Raw genomic sequence first — 18810 nt, 5'->3', positions numbered from 1 at the left:
CGCTCGGAGTGCCCGTGTGCTCCTCGCGAGCGCGCGGGCCCCGGACGGAACGGGGGAGGCAGAAAGGACACGCTCATGAGCCAGGCAGCGCAGCCCACCGGACCGGCCTCCCCGGGGGGCTCGTGGCCGCCGCGGCAGCCCGGGTCCCGGGCCGGCGGCTGGGTGACCGGCGGCGTCACGTTCGCCGGAGTCCTGATGGTGTGCAGCGGCATCCTCGCCGTCCTCCAGGGGATCGCCGCGATAGCCGGGGACGACGTCTACTTCCGCGTCGGCTCCTACGTCTACAAGATGAACCTCACCGGCTGGGGCACGATCCACATCATCGTCGGCGCTCTGGTCCTGCTGACCGGCATCGGCCTGCTCATGGACATGGCCTGGGCACGCTTCGCCGGTCTGTTCCTCGTGGCGCTCAGCCTGATCGCACAGTTCCTCTTCCTGCCCTACCAGCCCGTCTGGTCGTTCATCATGATGGCGATCGACGTCTTCGTGATCTGGGCCCTGGCGTCCCGTCAGGAAGCGGCGAGCTGAGGCCTGGACGGCCGGTTCAGCCCAGCTCGCGCAGGGCCCGGCCGAGCAGCGCCACACCCTCCGCGACGACACCCGGCGGGGTGGCCGCGTAGCCGAGGACCAGGCCGGGCCGGCCGGGGGACTGCCGGTGCCAGGAGAGCGGCTGGCACTTCACCCCGTGCGCGAGCGCCGCCGCGGCGAACGCGGTGTCGGGCACGTCCGAGGCGTACGTCACCGTCAGATGCAGGCCCGCCGCGGCGCCGTGGACCCGCGCGCCCGGCAGGTGCTCGGCGAGGGCGGCGATCATCGCGTCCCGGCGCCTGCGGTGGCGCCCGCGCAAGGTCCTGAGGTGCCGCTCCAGTTCACCCGACTCCATCAGCCGGGCCAGCACCAGCTGCGGCAGCACCGCGTTGCCCAGGTCGTTGAAGCGCTTGGCGTCGACCAGCGCGGCGCGGTAGCGGGCCGGTGCCACCAGCCAGCCGATCCGCAGCGCGGGTGCGAGCAGCTTCGACACGCTGCCCAGGTAGCAGACCCGGTCGGCCAGCAGGGCGCGCAGCGCCGGGACCGGCGGCCGGTCGTAGCGGTGCTCGGCGTCGTAGTCGTCCTCCAGGATCAGCCCGCCGTCCCGCGCCCACCCCAGCAGCTCACGCCGGCGTTCGCCGCTGGTCACCACGCCCGTGGGGAACTGGTGGGCGGGCGTGAGCAGCACGGCCCGGGCGCCGGTCGCCCGCAGCGCGTCCACCCGTACGCCCTCCTCGTCGACCGGCACCGGCGGGGTGGCCAGACCCCCGTTCGCCAGGTGCTGGCGGGCCCCGAGCGAACCGGGATCCTCCACCGCGACCGCGTCCACGCCGTCCGCGCGCAGCACCGGGTGCAGCAGCGTCAGCGCCTGCGCGGTGCCGGCCACGATCAGCACCGCGTCCGGTTCCACCCGTACGCCCCGCATCCGCGCGAGCCACTCGGCGACGGCCCGCCGCAGCGGGGGCGCTCCGCGCGGGTCGCCGTACCCGAGCCGCTCGGCCGACAGCTCCGCGAGCACGGCCCGCTCGGCCCGCAGCCAGGCCGCCCGCGGAAAGGTGCTGAGATCGGGCCGCCCCGGAGTGAAGTCGACGGCGGCGGGTGCGGCCCGCAGGGCATCGAACACATCGGCCCCGGGCACCCCGCCGAACACCCCGCCGGGGACCAGGAACCCGACAGGCGCCAGACCACGGGAGCCACTGCACTCGCCGCCGCCCCGCCCGGGGTCCGGCCCCCCGTGCTCGCCGTGGCGTGGGCGGGTGTCCGGCCACCCCGGCCCGCCGCCCCATCCGGTGTCCGGCCCGCCTGGCTGGCCGTGGTGTCGGTGGGTGTGCGGCCCGCCCGGCTCGCCGCCGCTGAGCCCGGCGTACGGCTCAGCGGGTTCCCCGCTGCCTCGCTCGGGGTCCGGCCCGCCGGGCTCGCCGTCGTGTCGGTGGGTGTGCGGCCCGCCCGGCTCGCCGCCACCCCGCCCGGTGTCCGGCCCCCCGCGTTCGCCGCCGCCTCGCCTGGCATACGGCCCCCCGTGTTCGCCGCCGCCTCGCCCGGCGTACGACTCACGGCCCTCGCCATCACCCCGCCCGGCACACGGCCCACCACATCCGCCGGCACCTCCACGAGCAGCCGACCCCCCACAAGCAGCCGACCCTCCACGAGCAGCCGGCCCCCCACAAGCAGCCGGCCCTCCGTGACCAGCCGGCCCCCCGCGAGCACCGTCGGCAGCGACGGCACCGCACCCGTCAAGATCACCAGCACCGCCGGTATCGCCCAGGCCACCGGCGCAGTACGTCTCACCGGCACGCTGCGAGAACTCAGCGCCGGCCCGACCCGAGCCGACCCCGGCCCCTTCGCCCGGACCGCCGTCGGCAGGCCTCGGCGGGGACACGGTGAACGGGGTCGCGACCACGACCGTGCCTCCGCGGCGGCGGCCCGTCACCTGGCCGTCCTCGGCGAGGCGCCGGTACGCCTCGGTCACCACGCCCCGGGACACGCGCAGTTCCGCGGCGAGCACGCGGGTCGGCGGCAGCTTGCTGCCCACTGTCAGGCGGCCGTCGGCTATGGCCTGCCGCAGCCGCCCGGCCAGCCACTCGGCCTTCCCGCCGGCGGGCACGTCGGCGACCGCCAGTTGCAGGAAGTCCGAGCCACGCGCCGCCATCTCCGCCGTGTCCCGCCCCTCGTCCACCCGGCCCATGCTGTCACGGGGTCACTGCCCGAAGGCGAACTCCGGTGCTCCCGCGGTGAGGACCGCCGCAGCCGTGGTGGCCGGCCAATGGGCCGCCATCTCCTCCTCGACCGTCTTCAGCACCTCGGCCACCGCCTCCGCGCCCCCGTCGTGCATCGCCTCCGTCACCACCAGCACCCGGCCGGTGTGCGCGCCGACCGCCGAGTGCCCGCTCTGCCGGTGGGTCCAGCGGCGCGCGTGTGCCCGGCCCGCGGAGTCGACGAAGGTCACCTCGCCGGGCGCGGGATGCTCGACGCCACCGCCGAAAGCCGTGTACGTCTCGTCCCCGCGGGCCGGGCGCACCTCCAGCAGCGGCCCGGCGATCCGGTCGACGTCGAGAACCGCCACCGGAACCGCGTACGCCACCGAGACCGCGTTGCACAGGTCCACCAGCGGATGGATGCCCGGCAGGGCTCCCTCCTTCCGCAGCCGGCGCAGCAGAGACTCCGAGGCGGAGCGGTACTGCGTCGGCCGCAGCCCCATCCGGGTGAAGGTCCGCCGCCAGGCCAGCACCTCGGGGAACTCCCCCGCACTGGCCCGCGCCAGCCGGGCCACGGCCCGGTCGGTGTGTACGGAGGCGCGCTGCCGGGTGTCCGCAGGGGCGTCGACGCCGGCGGCGTACAGCGCGCCGGCGGACAGTTCGGGGAACGCGGCCCAGACCTCCTCCGCGTGCCGGAATCGCACGCACGTCGAGACGCTCAACAGGACCTCCTCGGTGATCGGGACCAGGGATCACCACCCTGCCCAGCCCTTGGCCCGGCGGCCAGGGCCAAACAAGGCCCGGATGACAGGTCCATAAGTCCGCGTGACATCATCGGCCGGGTCCGGGACCGTCGTACGAGGAGCACGAGAAACACGATGAACCCCGCTCTGCTGGACGACTTCTCCCTGGAGATGACCGGCAAGGACGTGCCCGGCCTCGAGGAGGCCCGCGACAGCATCCCGCCGGGCACCCGGATCAACGTCACCTTCCTGGCCGGCGAGGACACCGGTACCCGGCTGCGGGCCGCCCGCGCGGTCAAGCGGCTCGGTTTCGTCCCCGTACCGCACATCTCCGCGCGCCGTCTGCCCTCCCGGCCCGCCCTGGAGGAGTTCCTCGCCGGGCTGGCGGCCGACGGCACCGCCGAGAACGTGTTCCTCGTCGGCGGCGACCCGGCCCGGCCCGAGGGCCCCTACGAGGACGCCCTCGCCGTCCTGCGCACCGGCCTGCTCCGCCGCCACGGCGTCCGGCACGTCGGCATCACCGGCTACCCCGAGGGCCACCCCGGGATAGCCGACCCGACGCTGTGGGCCGCGCTCACCGACAAGGCGGCGGCCATCGGGGCGGAGCGGTTCACCGGGGACGTCATCACCCAGTTCGGCTTCGACGTCGACCCGGTCCTCACCTGGCTGGAGGCCCTCCGCGCGCGGGGCGTGCACCTGCCCGTCCGCATCGGCGTCCCCGGACCGGCCGGCGTGCGCCGGCTGCTCGGCTACGCCACCCGGTTCGGCGTCGGCACCAGCGCCTCCGTGGCCCGCAAGTACGGGTTCTCGCTGACCAACCTCATGGGGACGACCGGCCCGGACCGGTTCCTGCGCACGCTCGCCGAGCGGTACGACCCCGACCGGCACGGCACGGTGAAGGTGCACTTCTACACCTTCGGCGGACTGCGGGCCACCGCCGAGTGGATCACCCGGTTCCGCCAGGAGGTGCCCGCCGCCGGCCGGGCCTGACCGGCTCCCTGGCCAGACCCACGTACGTGTCGGATTTCCGCCAGCGCCCGGGGTGCGCGGTGGCCGATGCTGGACCCATGCAGACAGGGACGCACCTCGACCGGGAGCACTGCGTGCGCGCCGTGCAGTCCAAGGACGCGCGGTTCGACGGATGGTTCTTCACGGCCGTACTGACCACCCGGATCTACTGCCGGCCGAGCTGCCCGGTCGTGCCGCCCAAGCCGGAGAACATGACGTTCTACCCGAGCGCCGCCGCCTGCCAGCAGGCCGGGTTCCGGGCCTGCAAGCGCTGCCGCCCCGACACCAGTCCGGGCTCCCCGGAGTGGAACCGGCGCGCCGACCTGGTGGCCCGGGCCATGCGGCTGATCGCCGACGGGGTCGTGGACCGCGAGGGCGTGCCCGGACTCGCCGCCCGGCTCGGCTACAGCACCCGGCAGGTGGAGCGGCAGCTCCTCGCCGAGCTGGGCGCCGGCCCCCTCGCGCTCGCCCGCGCCCAGCGCGCCCAGACCGCGCGGCTGCTCATCGAGACCACCGCGCTGCCTATGGCGGAGATCGCGTTCGCGGCCGGCTTCTCCTCCATCCGCACCTTCAACGACACCGTCCGCGAGGTCTTCGCCCTGCCCCCGGGCGAGCTGCGCGCCCGCGCGCCCAGGAGCGGTGCCGGAACCCCCGGCGTGCTCACCCTGCGGCTGCCGTTCCGTGCCCCGCTCACCCCGTCCAACCTCTTCGGCCACCTCGCCGCCACCGCCGTACCCGGCGTCGAGGAGTGGCGGGACGGCGCCTACCGGCGCACGCTCCGCCTGCCGTACGGACACGGCATCGTCGCCCTCTCACCCACACCCGACCACATCGCCTGCCGCCTCGCCCTCAGCGACCTGCGCGATCTGACCGTGGCCATCAACCGCTGCCGGCGCCTGCTCGACCTGGACGCCGACCCGGTGGCGGTCGACGACCACCTGCGCACGGACCCGTTCCTCGCGCCCCTGGTCGACAAGGAGCCGGGCCGCCGGGTGCCGCGCACGGTCGACGAGGACGAGTTCGCCGTCCGCGCCGTCCTCGGCCAGCAGGTGTCCACGGCCGCCGCCCGCACCCACGCGGCCCGCCTGGTCACCGCCCACGGCAAGCCGCTGGACGACCCCGAGGGCGGACTCACCCACCTCTTCCCGTCCCCCGAGGCACTGGCCGCGGTGGACCCCGAAACCCTGGCCATGCCCCGCACCCGGCGCACCACCTTCACCACACTCGTCCGTCGACTCGCCGACGGAACGCTCCACTTGGGGGTGGAGTCCGACTGGGCGGAAGCCCGCGCCCGGCTCCTGGAGCTGCCCGGCTTCGGGCCCTGGACGGTCGACGTCATCGCCATGCGCGCCCTCGGCGACCCCGACGCCTTCCTCGCCACCGACCTCGGAATCCGGCGCGCCGCAGGCGAGCTGGGCCTGCCCGCCACCCCGGCCGCGCTCACCGCCCGCGCCGAGGCCTGGCGGCCCTGGCGGGCCTACGCGGTCCAGTACCTGTGGGCGACCGACAGCCACCCGATCAACTTCCTGCCCGTATAAGGACCTCGCAAGGACTCTCGCGATGAAGCAGCACACTGTCATCGACAGCCCCTACGGCCCGCTCACGCTCGTCGCCGACGACGGCGTCCTGTGCGGCCTCTACATGACCGACCAGCGCCACCGCCCGCCGGAGGAGACCTTCGGCGCACCCGACGACACGCCCTTCGCGGAGGCCGCAGAGCAGCTCGCGGCCTACTTCGCGGGCGAGCTGAAGGAGTTCACCCTGGAATTCCGCCTGCACGGAACCCCGTTCCAGCGCAGCGTCTGGGAGCAGCTGACCCGGATCCCCTACGGCGAGACCCGCTCCTACGGCCAACTCGCCGACGCGCTCGGCAACCCCAAGGCGTCCCGCGCGGTCGGCCTCGCCAACGGCAGGAACCCGCTCGGCATCATCGTCCCCTGCCACCGCGTCATCGGCGCGGGCGGCGACCTCACCGGCTACGGCGGCGGCCTGGACCGCAAACGCCGCCTGCTGGACTTCGAACGGGGAACGGCCCTGTTCTGACCGTTCCCCTTCCCCTGTTCCCCCCGTGCCCTGGTCCCCGGCCCCGCCGGCGCCGCTACCCGTCCGACTCCGCGGCCAGACGGCGCAGCAGCGCGGGCAGGGCGGTGCCGATCGGTTCGCGGATGATCTCGTCGGCCCGGTCGTCGTACGGCGTGGGTTCCGCGTTGACGATGATCAGCCGGGCGCCGTGGTCCGCGGCCACCCCGGCGAGGCCGGCGGCGGGCTGCACCTGGAGGCTGCTGCCGACGGCGATGAACACCTGGCAGGCCTTGGTGATGGCCACGGCCTCGCCGAGGACCACCGGGTCCAGCCGCTCGCCGAACATCACCGTCGCCGACTTCAGGATGCCGCCGCACTCCAGGCACGGCGGGTCCTCCTCGCCGGCCTCGACCCGGGCGAGGGCGTCCTCCATGGGGCCGCGCGCGTGGCACCGCGTGCAGACGACACTGCGGGCGGTGCCGTGCAGTTCGAGCACCTTGCGGGCGGACAGCCCGGCGAGCTGGTGCAGCCCGTCCACGTTCTGGGTGATGACCCGGACCGGGACGCCGGCCCGCTCCAGCTCGGCGACGGCCCGGTGCGCCGCGTTCGGCTCGGCCTTGAGCGTGCGGTTCTTGCGGCGCATCTGCCAGGAGCGCCGCCGGATCTCCGGGTCCGCCATGTAGTACTCGTACGTCACCAGCTTCTCGGCCTCCGGATCACGCCGCCACAGCCCGTTGGGCCCGCGGTAGTCGGGGATCCCGGAGTCGGTGGAGATACCGGCTCCGCTGAGCAGTGCGACGAGAGGCTTGGACATGGCACCGAGCGTAGGGCGGGCACCGGGGCCGCCGCGAGCGGATAAACGCGGGTCCGGGAGCGGTGCGCCCGTGCTGGCTTCCCGGCACGGCCAAGGTGACTGTGTCGTTCGACGCCCAGCTCGTCGTGGAAGTCATGGTGCTCGCGGGGGGCGGCAACCCGCAGGACGCCGTGGAACTGGTCGTCCGGGACTACATCGAGCGCGGGCACCGCACGGAGGCACGGGCCGCCGTCCGGGACGAGGCGCTGCGCGAGGTGGACGCCAGGCCGCGCGACCCCGAGGGCCGACCGGTCACGCCACGCGCCGGCCGTTCTCCAGCTCCGCCGTGCCCGAGCCGGCCGCGAGGACGTCCAGGGCGGCCAGCACCCGGTGGCCCAGCGCGCCGGGCAGGTGCGCGGTGAGGTCCTCACGGGCGACCAGGCGCCAGGACAGCAGTTCCTCCTCCTGGAGGCGGATCGCCTTCAGGTCGGTCTCGGTCAGGACACCGCCGTCGTACAGGTACGCCACCAGCGGCGGCCGGCCCGCGCCGTGCACCCAGTCCACGGCCAGCAGCCGGCCGAGTTCCCGGTCGAGGCCGATCTCCTCGAGCGTCTCCCGGCGGGCGCCCTGGCGCGGGGTCTCCCCGTCGTCGGACTCGATGGTCCCGCCGGGAAGCGCCCATCCCTCCCGGTAGTTGGGCTCGACGAGCAGCACCCGTCCCTCCTCGTCCCGGAAGAGCGCGGCGGCGCCGGCGAGGACACGGGGCAGGCTCGCGATGTACGCGGCGAAGTCTTGCGTCGTGGTCATTGGGGAAGGGTAACCAGCCGGCCGGCCGCTACGGCCCGCTCGTCGCCAGGCGCAGGGTGCGTTCGGCCAGCGCACTGATCCGTACGCCGTCGAACCCGAACACCGCGCTGCGCACCGTGTCCTGAAGCGGATCCCGCCACCGCGCCGGGATGGCCTCCGCTCCGGTGAGGACGCCGACCACCGAGCCGGCCGTCGCCCCGTTGGAGTCGGTGTCCAGGCCACCGCGCACGGTCAGGGCGATGGTCCGGGTGAAGTCACCGTCGCCGTACAGCAGCCCGGCGGCGAGGACGGCGGCGTTCGGGACGGTGTGGATCCAGCCGAGCCCGGCGGTCTCCGCGGACACCGTGGCCAGGGTCTCCTCCCACGGCAGCCGCGTCTCGTGCAGGGAGGTGACCCGCCGCACGGTCCGGGCCAGCCGGCTGCTCGCCGGTACGACCGTGAGCGCGGTGTCGAGGGCCTCCCGGACGGTCGGGGCGGTGAACGCCGCCGAGATCAGCGCGGCGGCCCACATGGCGCCGTAGACGCCGTTGCCGGTGTGCGACAGCACCGCGTCCCGGCGGGCCAGACCGGCGGCCCGGACCGGATCGCCGGGGCAGGTCCAGCCGTAGACGTCGGCGCGGATCAGCGCGCCGATCCACTCCTGGTACGGGTTGTCGTACGTCGCCGTCAGCGGCGGCTTCAGCCCGTTGGCGAGGTTGCGGTACGTCGCCCGTTCCGCCGTGAACGTCTGCAGGTACGGCAGCCTGAGCAGCCACAGGTCGCCGACCTGCTCGGTGCTGAAGCCGAAGCCGTGGGTCTCCAGCAGGTGCAGGCCGAGGATCGCGTAGTCCACGTCGTCGTCCCGGCAGCTGCCGTGGATCCGCCCGCGCACGCACTGGCGCCACTCGGGGCGCAGGACGGCGGCCTCGTCCGCGTCGGCCGGCTCGGGCAGGTAGTCGGTCAGCGGCAGGGCCGCGGCCCGGCGCAGATAGCGGTCGATGCGCTCACGGGTCCACACCTCGCCCTGTTCGACCGGCTTGCCGAGCATGTTGCCCGCGATCCGGCCGAGCCAGCCGCCGTGGATGCGGTCGGCGAGGTCCGGTCCGGTGCGCTGCGTGCCCATGGCAGGGGTGTACCCACTTTGCCCAGCCGGCTCTCAGCGGCTTCCCAGGGTTCGGGCGGGGCATGACGGCAGGGGTGTCCTGCGGTTATGGTCACAGCGGCGCGACTGGCCCCGACGTGCGCGGGGCCCGGAGAGCAAGGGGAAGACAAGGTGGCGGACGCTGCAGTGAACGAGACCCGTCGGGTGCTCATCGCCGCGGACAAGTTCAAGGGCTCGCTGACGGCCGTGCAGGTCGCCGAGCGGGTGACGGCCGGGCTGCGCCGGGTCGTACCGGACCTCGCGGTCGAGGCGCTGCCCGTGGCCGACGGCGGCGACGGGACCGTGGACGCGGCGGTCGCGGCGGGCTTCGAGCGCCGGGAGGTACGGGTCGCCGGGCCGCTCGGCGAGGAGGTCACGGCCGCGTTCGCGCTGCGCGACGGCACCGCGGTGGTGGAGATGGCGGAGGCGAGCGGCCTGCAGCGCCTGCCGGCGGGGGTCTTCGCCCCGCTGACCGCCTCCACGTACGGCTCCGGGGAGCTGCTGCGGGCCGCGCTGGACGCGGGCGCGCGGACGATCGTGTTCGGCGTCGGAGGCAGCGCCACCACGGACGGCGGCGCGGGCATGCTGTCCGCGCTGGGCGCGCGGTTCCTGACCGAGGAGGGGGAGCCGGTGTCCCCGGGCGGCGGCGGCCTCGCCGACCTGGCCCGGGCGGACCTGTCCGGCCTCGACCCGCGGCTGTCCTCGGTGGAACTGGTGCTCGCCAGCGATGTCGACAACCCGCTGACCGGCCCGAAGGGCGCGCCGGCGGTGTACGGCCCGCAGAAGGGCGCCTCGCCGGACGACGTGGAGACCCTGGACGCGGCGCTGGGCCACTTCGCGAAGGTCCTGGAGGCGGAGGCGGGCCCGCGGGCGGCGGAGTACGCGGCGTCCCCGGGCGCGGGCGCGGCCGGCGGCATCGGCTACGGCGCCCTGCTCCTGGGCGCCCGCTTCCGTCCCGGCATCGAGGTCATGCTGGACGTCCTGGGCTTCGCCCCCGCCCTGGAGCGGGCCTCGCTGGTGATCACCGGTGAGGGCTCCCTGGACGAGCAGACCCTGCACGGGAAGGCACCGGCGGGAGTGGCCGCGGCGGCGCGTGCCGCGGGCAAGCAGGTCGTGGCGGTCTGCGGCCGGCTCGCCCTCCCCACGGAGGCACTGCTCCGGGCCGGCATCGCCCAGGCCTACCCCCTGACATCCGTCGAGCCGGACGTGGCCAGGTGCATCGCGGACGCCGGACCGATCCTGGAACGGGTCGCCGCCCGGATCGCCGAGGACCACCTGAGCTGAGCCCCTCCCGAGGGCGCCGCCCCCCGGGGCGGTCACACAAGCAGAGGGCCCCCTACCCGTCCCGGGTAGGGGGCCCCTCGTCGTATGCCGGGCTACGGCAGCTGCGCGGCCCGAGCCTCGCGGCGGTTGTCGCGGAAGTTGTTCACCCGGCGAGCCGTGGCGAACAGGGGGATCACCGCGCCCATCACCAGCTGGAGCGCACAGCCCGTCTGGAGGAGCAGCTGACCGCTGGGCGCGTCGAAGGCCCACGCCGCCAGCAGACCCATCGACAGCACGATCCAGGAGAGCATCGCGCCGGCCAGGCGACCCCGCGGCTTCGGGTACTCCACCCGGCTCACCATCAGCCACGCCGTCCCCAGGATGGCCAGCAGCGTCGCCACGAACGGCAGCTCCAGCAGCACGATCGAGACGACGGTCAGCGCGCCGAACGGCGAGGGCATGCCCTGGAACATGCCGTCCTTCATGGTCACACAGCTGAACCGGGCCAGTCTGAGGACCACGGCCAGCAGCACCACGATCGCGCCCACCGCCGCCACCCGCTGGTGCGCGTCGTCGGCGACCATGCCGTAGACGAGCACGAAGTACGCGGGGGCGAGCCCGAAGCTGATCAGGTCGGACAGGTTGTCCAGCTCCGCGCCCATGGGGGAGGAGCGCAGCTTCCGGGCCACCAGGCCGTCGAACAGGTCGAAGACCGCCGCGCACAGCATCAGGATGACCGCCGTGGCCGCGCTGTGGCGGGTCATGCCGGTCGCCGGGCTGCCGGTGAGGTCCGGGATCAGGATGCCGGTGGTGGTGAAGTACACCGCCATGAAGCCGCACGTGGCGTTGCCCAGGGTGAGCGTGTCCGCTATCGAGAGGCGGAGCGAGAGGGGCATCTCCTCCTCTTCGTCCACCTCGTCGGCCTCGGGCACCCAGCCCGCCTGGGTCTCCGGATCAATCACGGTCAATGCGAGTCACCCCAGCCACGGTCTTCTGTCCGACCTCGACCGCGACCTCCACGCCCTCGGGCAGGTAGAGGTCGACACGCGAGCCGAAGCGGATCAGACCGATGCGGTCGCCCTGCTCGACCTTCGTGCCCTCGGGGATGTACGGCACGATGCGGCGGGCCACCGCGCCGGCGATCTGGATCATCTCGATGTCGCCGAGTTCGGTGTCGAAATGCCAGACTACGCGCTCGTTGTTCTCGCTCTCCTTGTTGAAAGCCGGAACAAAGCCGCCGGGGATGTGCTCGACCGACGTCACGGTGCCCGCGAGGGGCGCGCGGTTGACGTGGACGTTGAGCGGGCTCATGAAGATCGCGACGCGGGTCCGCCCGTCCTTCCACGGCATGATGCTCTGCACCACACCGTCGGCGGGGGAGATGACCCGGCCCGGGGCGATCTCGCGCTCGGGGTCGCGGAAGAACCACAGCATGCCCGCCGCGAGCGCGGTGGCGGGCACGGCGACGGCCTTGGCGACGCCCGAGCGGCGAGCGCGGGCCAGGCTGAGGGCTGCGGTGGCGACGGTCGGGAGAAGCCACGGCGATGCTCCGCGCGCGAGGCGTGCGCCTACCAGGCTGTCGCGGTGTGCAGAGGTTTGGCTGTGGGGCATGGATGACCTTCGTAGCGGATGATGCCGCGCTCTGATCGGGGGACGGCGGCTTTCCCGGGATCGTACCGGGCGCGGGCCACAACTCGGCAAGCCAGGAAGCCGAGTCGGCGGCCGAAGAGTGTCTACGGGGTGTGATCTTCTTCTCGAAGAAAACACCCCGTATCCGGACAATCAGCCCTGGAATCGATACTCTTCGAGCAACCTGCGCCCGATGATCATTTTCTGGATCTCGGCGGTACCTTCACCGATGAGCAGCATCGGAGCCTCGCGGTAGAGTCGCTCGATCTCGTACTCCTTGGAGAAGCCGTAGCCGCCGTGGATCCGGAAGGCGTCCTCCACGACCTCCTTGCAGTACTCGGAGGCGAGGTACTTCGCCATGCCGGCCTCCAGGTCGTTTCGCTCCCCGGAGTCCTTTTTACGTGCGGCGTTCACCATCATCGCATGCGCGGCCTCGACCTTGGTGGCCATCTCCGCCAGCTTGAACTGGATGGCCTGGTGCTGGGCGATCGGCTTGCCGAAGGTGTGCCGCTGCTGGGCGTACTGCACGCCCAGCTCGAAGGCGCGCTGGGCGACACCGCAGCCGCGGGCCGCCACATTGACCCGGCCGACCTCCACGCCGTCCATCATTTGGTAAAAACCTCGGCCGGTGACCCCGCCGAGCACCCGGTCGGCCGGAACGCGCAGGCCGTCCATGATCAACTCGGTGGTGTCGACGCCCTTGTAGCCCATCTTCTCGATCTTGCCGGGGATGGTGAGGCCCGGGCGGACCTCGCCGAAGCCCGGCTCCTTCTCGATCAGGAAGGTCGTCATCGACTTGTGCGGCGCGGTGCCCTCGGGGTGTCCTTCGTCACTCCGGACCAGCACGGCCACGAGCGAGGACGTGCCGCCGTTCGTCAGCCACATCTTCTGGCCGTTCAGGACGTACTCGTCGCCGTCCTTGACCGCCTTCGACGTGATCGCCGACACATCGGAGCCCAGAGCCGGCTCCGACATCGAGAAGGCGCCCCGGATGTCACCGGCCGCCATCCTGGGCAGGAAGTGGTCCTTCTGCTCCTGCGTGCCGTGCTGCTTGAGCATGTACGCGACGATGAAGTGCGTGTTGATGATGCCGGACACCGACATCCAGCCACGGGCGATCTCCTCCACGCACAGCGCGTAGGTGAGGAGCGACTCGCCCAGGCCCCCGTACTCCTCGGGAATCATCAGACCGAACAGGCCCAGCTCCTTCAGGCCGTCCACGATCTGCTGCGGGTACTCGTCGCGGTGCTCCAGCTCGGTCGCGACCGGAATGATCTCCTTGTCGACGAAGTCCCGGACGGTGGAGAGGATCTCCTGCTGGACGTCGGTCAGACCGGCGGTCTGGGCGAGACGGGCCATGGCTTACTTCTCCTGCTGCTTCAGCTCGGGGCGGCCCGGCTGCTCGCCGCCGCGCTCCTTGATGTACGTCTCGGTGGGCACCATCACCTTGCGGCGGAAGACGCACACCAGGGTGCCGTCCTGCTTGTAGCCCTTGGTCTCGACGTAGACGATCCCGCGGTCGTTCTTCGACTTCGACGGCCACTTGTCGAGGACGGTCGTCTCGCCGTAGATCGTGTCGCCGTGGAAGGTCGGCGCGACGTGCTTGAGCGACTCGATCTCCAGGTTGGCGATCGCCTTGCCGGAGATGTCCGGGACGCTCATGCCGAGCAGCAGCGAGTAGATGTAGTTCCCGACGACGACGTTCTTGCCGAAGTCCGTCGTCTTCTCCGCATAGTTCGTGTCCATGTGGAGCGGGTGGTGGTTCATGGTGAGGAGACAGAACAGGTGGTCGTCGTACTCCGTGACCGTCTTGCCCGGCCAGTGCTTGTACGTCGCCCCGACCTCGAACTCCTCGTAGGTGCGTCCGAACTGCATCGCTCAGGGCTCCTTAGTTGCCGGGGATCTCGAACGTGCTGGTGCGCTGCATGCCGGCGGCGCGGCCCTTGCCCGCGATGACCAGGGCCATCTTGCGGCTGGCCTCGTCGATCATCTCGTCGCCGAGCATCGCGGAGCCCTTCTTGCCGCCCGCCTCGGACGTGTAGTAGTCGTACGCGTCCAGGATCAGCTCGGCGTGGTCGTAGTCCTCCTGGGAGGGCGAGAAGATCTCGTTGGACGCCTCGACCTGGCCCGGGTGCAGCACCCACTTGCCGTCGAAGCCGAGCGCCGCGGCGCGCTGCGCGACCGCGCGGTAGCCCTCGACGTTGCGGATCTGCAGGTAGGGGCCGTCGATCGCCTGGAGGTTGTTGGCGCGGGCGGCCATCAGGATCTTCATCAGGATGTAGTGGTAGGCGTCCGCCGGGTAGCCGGGCGGCTGCTCGCCCACGACAAGGGACTTCATGTTGATGGAGGCCATGAAGTCGGCCGGGCCGAAGATGATCGTCTCCAGGCGCGGGGAGGCCTGCGCGATGGCGTTGACGTTGTTCAGGCCCTGCGCGTTCTCGATCTGCGCCTCGATGCCGATCTTGCCGACCTCGAAGCCCATGGTCTTCTCGATCTGCGTCAGCAGCAGGTCCAGCGCGACGACCTGCTCGGCGTTCTGCACCTTCGGCAGCATGATGCAGTCGAGGTTCTGGCCGGCGCCCTCGACCACCGTGACGACGTCCCGGTACGTCCACTCGGTCGTCCAGTCGTTGACGCGCACCACCCGGGTCTTGCCCGTCCAGTCGCCCTCGTTGAGGAACTTGACGATGGTGTGCCGCGCCTCCGGCTTGGCGAGCGGCGCGCACGCGTCCTCCAGGTCGAGGAAGACCTGGTCCGCGGGGAGGCCCTGTGCCTTCTCCAGGAAGCGCGGGTTGCTGCCCGGTACGGCCAGGCAGGAGCGCCGGGGGCGAAGGCGGTTGACGGTCGTCATGCGGGGACCTCCAGGGGGTCGAGCTTGTTCGCTTTCCGGATCTCGTCGACGATGCGTCCGATGATCCCGGTGATGTCGAAGTCCTTCGGGGTGAAGACGGCGGCCACTCCGGCTTCCTTCAGCTGCTCGGCGTCACCGCCTGGGATGATGCCACCAGCGATCACCGGTATATCTGTGGCACCGGCCACACGGAGCCGCTGGAGCACGTCCGGGACCAGCTGGGCGTGCGAGCCGGAGAGGATCGACAGGCCCACGGCGTGGACGTCCTCGGCCAGGGCCGCGTCCACGATCTGCTCCGGGGTGAGCCGGATGCCCTGGTAGACCACCTCGAAGCCGGCGTCCCGCGCCCGCACCGCTATCTGCTCGGCGCCGTTGGAGTGCCCGTCCAGGCCCGGCTTGCCGACCAGGAACCGCAGCTTGCCGACACCCAGCTCGCGGGCGGTGGCGTCCACCTTGGCGCGGACCTCGGCGAGCGCCGAGCCGGCCTCGGCGGCCACGGCCACCGGCGCGGAGGAGACCCCGGTGGGCGCCCGGTACTCGCCGAACACCTCGCGCAGCGCGCCCGCCCACTCGCCGGTGGTGACCCCGGCGCGGGCGCACTCCAGCGTGGCCTCCATGAGGTTGTCGGTGCCCTTGGCGGCCTCCTTCAGCCGCTCCAGCGCCTTGCAGGGGCGCGGGTGGTTGAACGGCGGCTGGTAGCGGGTGTCCCGCCAGGCCTGGAGCGACTCGATCACCCGGTTCTCGACCGCCGGGTCCACCGTCTGGATCGCGGTGTCCAGGTCGGCCGTGAGCGGGTTCGGCTCGGTGCCCTCGAAGATGTTGACGCCGACGATCTTCTCCTGCCCGGACTCGATCCGGGCCCGGCGCTCGGCGTGCGAGGCGACCAGCTGCGACTTCAGGTAGCCGGACTCCACGGCGGCCATCGCGCCGCCCATCTCCTCGATGCGGTCCATCTCCGCGAGGACGTCGGTGACCAGCTGCTCCACCTTCGCCTCGACGACCTTCGAGCCCTCGAAGATGTCCTCGTACTCCAGCAGGTCGCTCTCGTAGGCGAGCACCTGCTGGATGCGCAGGCTCCACTGCTGGTCCCAGGGCCGGGGCAGGCCCAGCGCCTCGTTCCAGGCGGGCAGCTGCACGGCACGCGCGCGTGCGTCCTTCGACAGGGTCACGGCCAGCATCTCCAGCACGATCCGCTGGACGTTGTTCTCCGGCTGCGCCTCCGTCAGGCCGAGGGAGTTGACCTGGACGCCGTAGCGGAAGCGGCGCTGCTTGGGGTTCTCGATGCCGTACCGCTCGCGCGTGACCTTGTCCCAGATGCGGCCGAACGCCCGCATCTTGCACATCTCCTCGATGAAGCGGACGCCCGCGTTCACGAAGAAGGAGATGCGGGCGACCACGTCACCCATGCGCTCCTGCGGCACCTGACCGCTGTCGCGGACGGCGTCGAGGACGGCGATCGCGGTGGACATCGCGTACGCGATCTCCTGCACCGGCGTGGCCCCGGCCTCCTGCAGGTGGTAGCTGCAGATGTTGATCGGGTTCCACTTCGGGATGTGGGAGACCGTGTACGCGATCATGTCCGTCGTCAGGCGGAGCGACGGGCCCGGCGGGAAGACGTGCGTCCCGCGGGACAGGTACTCCTTGACGATGTCGTTCTGGGTCGTGCCCTGGAGCTTGGTGATGTCCGCGCCCTGCTCCTCCGCGACGACCTGGTAGAGCGCCAGCAGCCACATGGCCGTGGCGTTGATCGTCATCGAGGTGTTCATCTGCTCCAGGGGGATGTCCTGGAACAGCCGGCGCATGTCACCGAGGTGCGCGACGGGCACGCCCACCCGGCCGACCTCGCCGCGGGCGAGGATGTGGTCGGGGTCGTAGCCGGTCTGCGTCGGCAGGTCGAACGCCACCGACAGACCTGTCTGGCCCTTGGCGAGATTGCGCCGGTACAGCTCGTTGGACGCCTCGGCCGTGGAGTGACCGGCGTACGTGCGCATCAGCCACGGCCGGTCCTTCTGACGCTCAGTCATCTATGACCTCGGGTGTCTCAGACGTTGCGGAAGCGGTTGATGGCGTCGATGTGCTTGGCGCGCATCTCCTCGTCGCGCACGCCGAGGCCTTCCTCGGGCGCGAGGCACAGGACGCCGACCTTGCCCTGGTGCAGGTTGCGGTGGACGTCGTACGCCGCCTGGCCGGTCTCCTCCAGGGAGTACGTCTTCGACAGCGTCGGGTGGATCTTGCCCTTGGCGATCAGGCGGTTGGCCTCGTACGCCTCGCGGTAGTTGGCGAAGTGCGAGCCGATGATCCGCTTCAGGGACATCCACAGGTACCGGTTGTCGTACTCGTGCATGTAGCCCGAGGTCGAGGCGCAGGTGGTGATGGTGCCGCCCTTGCGGGTGACGTAGACGGAGGCGCCGAAGGTCTCGCGGCCGGGGTGCTCGAAGACGATGTCGATGTCCTCGCCGCCGGTGAGTTCGCGGATGCGCTTGCCGAAGCGCTTCCACTCCTTGGGGTCCTGGGTGTGCTCGTCCTTCCAGAACTTGTAGCCCTCGGCGTTGCGGTCGATGATCGCCTCGGCGCCCATCGAGCGGCAGATCTCCGCCTTCTGGGGCGAGGACACGACACAGATCGGGTTGGCGCCGCCCGCGAGCGCGAACTGCGTGGCGTACGAGCCGAGTCCGCCGCTCGCGCCCCAGATCAGGACGTTGTCGCCCTGCTTCATGGCGGCGCCGTTGCGGGAGACCAGCTGGCGGTAGGCGGTGGAGTTCACCAGGCCCGGGGCCGCGGCCTCCTCCCAGGTGAGGTGCTTCGGCTTCGGCATCAGCTGGTTCGTCTTGACCAGCGCGATCTCCGCGAGGCCGCCGAAGTTGGTCTCGAAGCCCCAGATGCGCTGCTCGGGGTCGAGCATGGTGTCGTCGTGGCCGTCGGGCGACTCCAGCTCGACGCTCAGGCAGTGCGCGACGACCTCGTCACCGGGCCGCCAGGCGTTGACGCCGGGGCCGGTGCGCAGGACGACGCCCGCGAGGTCGGAGCCGATGATGTGGTACGGCAGGTCGTGGCGCTTGGTCAGCGGCGACAGCCTGCCGTAGCGCTCCAGGAAGGCGAACGTCGACACCGGCTCGAAGATCGAGGTCCACACCGAGTTGTAGTTCACCGAGGAGGCCATGACAGCCACCAGGGCCTCGCCCGGGCCGAGTTCCGGCACGGGCACCTCGTCGAGGTGGATCGACTTGCGCGGGTCCTTGTCGCGGGTCTCCAGGCCCGCGAACATCTCCGTCTCGTCCTTGTGCACGGTGATGGCGCGGTACGCCTCGGGGAGCGGCAGGGCGGCGAAGTCTGCGGACGTGGCGTCCTTCGACTGGATCGCGTCCAGGATGTCCTTCACGGTCACGGTGTTGCCTCCGGCGGTGAGCGCCCTGAGGGGGGGCGCTGGGGGATCGTCGGTGCTGCTGAGTGCTGCTGAGGGTTTTTCGAGGGTGTGCCGTCGGTTCGGCTCGGTGGTGCTTCGGCAGCGCTTTGTGGCGCGGGAGGTTGCCTGTGACGCAGGCGTCCGGGCGCGCAGGCCGTGGGCTTGCGGGGACAGCCGGCGAACGAAAGGTCTCTGCTCGCCGGCCGCCCGGACACCCTCAACGTATGACACCGCGTGTCAGGTGGCAAGGCACTGAGTGCCAGAACTTGCTCTCAGATGAAATCTTTACGTAACAAATGAGCGATGATCGATCAACGATCGGCAAACAGAAACGGGCAGTGGGGGGGGGACGGGGGGGCGCACCGCCCTTCTTTTCCCTTTTGTCCCTTTCCGCCCCGCCCCTTCGTCTCCTCCCTCCCTTGCTCATCCCCCCCCCCCACATACTGTG

The 18810-nt window shown here is 71.8% G+C and carries 16 protein-coding genes and 3 pseudogenes; 6 read left to right on the top strand and 13 right to left on the bottom strand.

All coding sequences use genetic code 11. From position 1 onward, the window contains the following. Positions 1 to 75: 75 nt before the first annotated feature. The gene (locus tag ACZ4U1_RS24815; RefSeq protein ID WP_467906028.1) at positions 76 to 528 is read left to right on the top strand and encodes a DUF7144 family membrane protein; all 453 of its coding nucleotides are present in this window, start codon (positions 76 to 78) and stop codon (positions 526 to 528) included. A 16-nt stretch (positions 529 to 544) separates the two neighbouring features. Here the strand turns inward: ACZ4U1_RS24815 and ACZ4U1_RS24810 are convergent. From ACZ4U1_RS24810 to ACZ4U1_RS24800, 3 genes and pseudogenes are all read right to left on the bottom strand, one after another. Further along, positions 545 to 1669 (bottom strand): annotated as a pseudogene (locus ACZ4U1_RS24810) (aminotransferase-like domain-containing protein); the annotation flags it as partial. Between the two features lie 705 nt (positions 1670 to 2374). Further along, a pseudogene (locus ACZ4U1_RS24805) lies at positions 2375 to 2713 on the bottom strand (GntR family transcriptional regulator); the annotation flags it as partial. Positions 2714 to 2725: 12 nt separating this feature from the next. Then, positions 2726 to 3445 carry a B3/B4 domain-containing protein gene (locus ACZ4U1_RS24800; RefSeq protein WP_467906027.1) on the bottom strand — a complete coding sequence of 240 codons (720 nt, stop codon included), beginning with the start codon at positions 3443 to 3445 and terminating at the stop codon, positions 2726 to 2728. A gap of 156 nt (positions 3446 to 3601) precedes the next feature. Between ACZ4U1_RS24800 and ACZ4U1_RS24795 the strand changes: the two genes are divergently transcribed. The 3 genes from ACZ4U1_RS24795 to ACZ4U1_RS24785 all read left to right on the top strand — a co-directional run bounded on the left by ACZ4U1_RS24795 (position 3602) and on the right by ACZ4U1_RS24785 (position 6517). Next, positions 3602 to 4456 (top strand): methylenetetrahydrofolate reductase, encoded by an 855-nt coding sequence (locus tag ACZ4U1_RS24795; RefSeq protein ID WP_467906026.1) that lies wholly within the window; start codon positions 3602 to 3604, stop codon positions 4454 to 4456. A gap of 77 nt (positions 4457 to 4533) precedes the next feature. After that, a complete protein-coding gene (locus tag ACZ4U1_RS24790; protein ID WP_467906025.1) occupies positions 4534 to 6012 on the top strand; it encodes an AlkA N-terminal domain-containing protein in 1479 nt (492 codons plus the stop codon). Positions 6013 to 6034: 22 nt separating this feature from the next. Next, a complete protein-coding gene (locus ACZ4U1_RS24785) occupies positions 6035 to 6517 on the top strand; it encodes a methylated-DNA--[protein]-cysteine S-methyltransferase (RefSeq protein ID WP_467906024.1) in 483 nt (160 codons plus the stop codon). A gap of 55 nt (positions 6518 to 6572) precedes the next feature. Here the strand turns inward: ACZ4U1_RS24785 and ACZ4U1_RS24780 are convergent, their stop codons facing one another. Then, positions 6573 to 7310 (bottom strand): SIR2 family NAD-dependent protein deacylase, encoded by a 738-nt coding sequence (locus tag ACZ4U1_RS24780; RefSeq protein ID WP_467906022.1) that lies wholly within the window; start codon positions 7308 to 7310, stop codon positions 6573 to 6575. A gap of 134 nt (positions 7311 to 7444) precedes the next feature. Between ACZ4U1_RS24780 and ACZ4U1_RS24775 the strand changes: the two are divergent. Further along, positions 7445 to 7594: pseudogene (locus ACZ4U1_RS24775) on the top strand (DUF2191 domain-containing protein); the annotation flags it as partial. Between the two features lie 7 nt (positions 7595 to 7601). Here ACZ4U1_RS24775 and ACZ4U1_RS24770 read toward each other — a convergent pair. Both ACZ4U1_RS24770 and ACZ4U1_RS24765 read right to left on the bottom strand, forming a co-directional pair. Continuing rightward, complete coding sequence (locus tag ACZ4U1_RS24770) at positions 7602 to 8096, bottom strand: NUDIX domain-containing protein (protein WP_467906021.1); 495 nt, start codon at positions 8094 to 8096, stop codon at positions 7602 to 7604. A gap of 28 nt (positions 8097 to 8124) precedes the next feature. Next, positions 8125 to 9198: an ADP-ribosylglycohydrolase family protein gene (locus tag ACZ4U1_RS24765; RefSeq protein ID WP_467906019.1), complete on the bottom strand. Its 1074-nt coding sequence runs from the start codon at positions 9196 to 9198 to the stop codon at positions 8125 to 8127. A 165-nt stretch (positions 9199 to 9363) separates the two neighbouring features. On the opposite strand from ACZ4U1_RS24765, the gene ACZ4U1_RS24760 reads away from it, so the two are divergent. Continuing rightward, complete coding sequence (locus tag ACZ4U1_RS24760; RefSeq protein WP_467906018.1) at positions 9364 to 10500, top strand: glycerate kinase; 1137 nt, start codon at positions 9364 to 9366, stop codon at positions 10498 to 10500. Between the two features lie 92 nt (positions 10501 to 10592). Here ACZ4U1_RS24760 and pssA read toward each other — a convergent pair whose 3' ends face one another. From pssA to ccrA, 7 genes are all read right to left on the bottom strand, one after another. Next, on the bottom strand, positions 10593 to 11411 hold the full coding sequence (gene pssA, locus ACZ4U1_RS24755; protein WP_360331107.1) for a CDP-diacylglycerol--serine O-phosphatidyltransferase: 819 nt from the start codon (positions 11409 to 11411) through the stop codon (positions 10593 to 10595). 22 nt (positions 11412 to 11433) lie between these two features. Then, the gene (locus ACZ4U1_RS24750) at positions 11434 to 12090 is read right to left on the bottom strand and encodes a phosphatidylserine decarboxylase (protein ID WP_383026303.1); all 657 of its coding nucleotides are present in this window, start codon (positions 12088 to 12090) and stop codon (positions 11434 to 11436) included. A gap of 171 nt (positions 12091 to 12261) precedes the next feature. Beyond that, the gene (locus ACZ4U1_RS24745; RefSeq protein WP_467906016.1) at positions 12262 to 13467 is read right to left on the bottom strand and encodes an acyl-CoA dehydrogenase family protein; all 1206 of its coding nucleotides are present in this window, start codon (positions 13465 to 13467) and stop codon (positions 12262 to 12264) included. A gap of 3 nt (positions 13468 to 13470) precedes the next feature. Then, positions 13471 to 13983 (bottom strand): MaoC family dehydratase, encoded by a 513-nt coding sequence (locus tag ACZ4U1_RS24740; RefSeq protein WP_019757884.1) that lies wholly within the window; start codon positions 13981 to 13983, stop codon positions 13471 to 13473. Between the two features lie 13 nt (positions 13984 to 13996). Beyond that, on the bottom strand, positions 13997 to 14959 hold the full coding sequence (locus ACZ4U1_RS24735; protein WP_467906014.1) for an HpcH/HpaI aldolase/citrate lyase family protein: 963 nt from the start codon (positions 14957 to 14959) through the stop codon (positions 13997 to 13999). Then, a complete protein-coding gene (locus tag ACZ4U1_RS24730; RefSeq protein ID WP_467906013.1) occupies positions 14956 to 16983 on the bottom strand; it encodes a protein meaA in 2028 nt (675 codons plus the stop codon). Before ACZ4U1_RS24730 ends, ACZ4U1_RS24735 begins: the two co-directional genes overlap by 4 nt. 17 nt (positions 16984 to 17000) lie before the next feature. Further along, the gene (gene ccrA, locus ACZ4U1_RS24725; RefSeq protein WP_467906223.1) at positions 17001 to 18338 is read right to left on the bottom strand and encodes a crotonyl-CoA carboxylase/reductase; all 1338 of its coding nucleotides are present in this window, start codon (positions 18336 to 18338) and stop codon (positions 17001 to 17003) included. Positions 18339 to 18810 lie beyond the last annotated feature (472 nt).

Source organism: Streptomyces sp. NPDC028928 (assembly GCF_055564915.1).
This window is presented reverse-complemented; position numbering and strand designations above follow the sequence as displayed.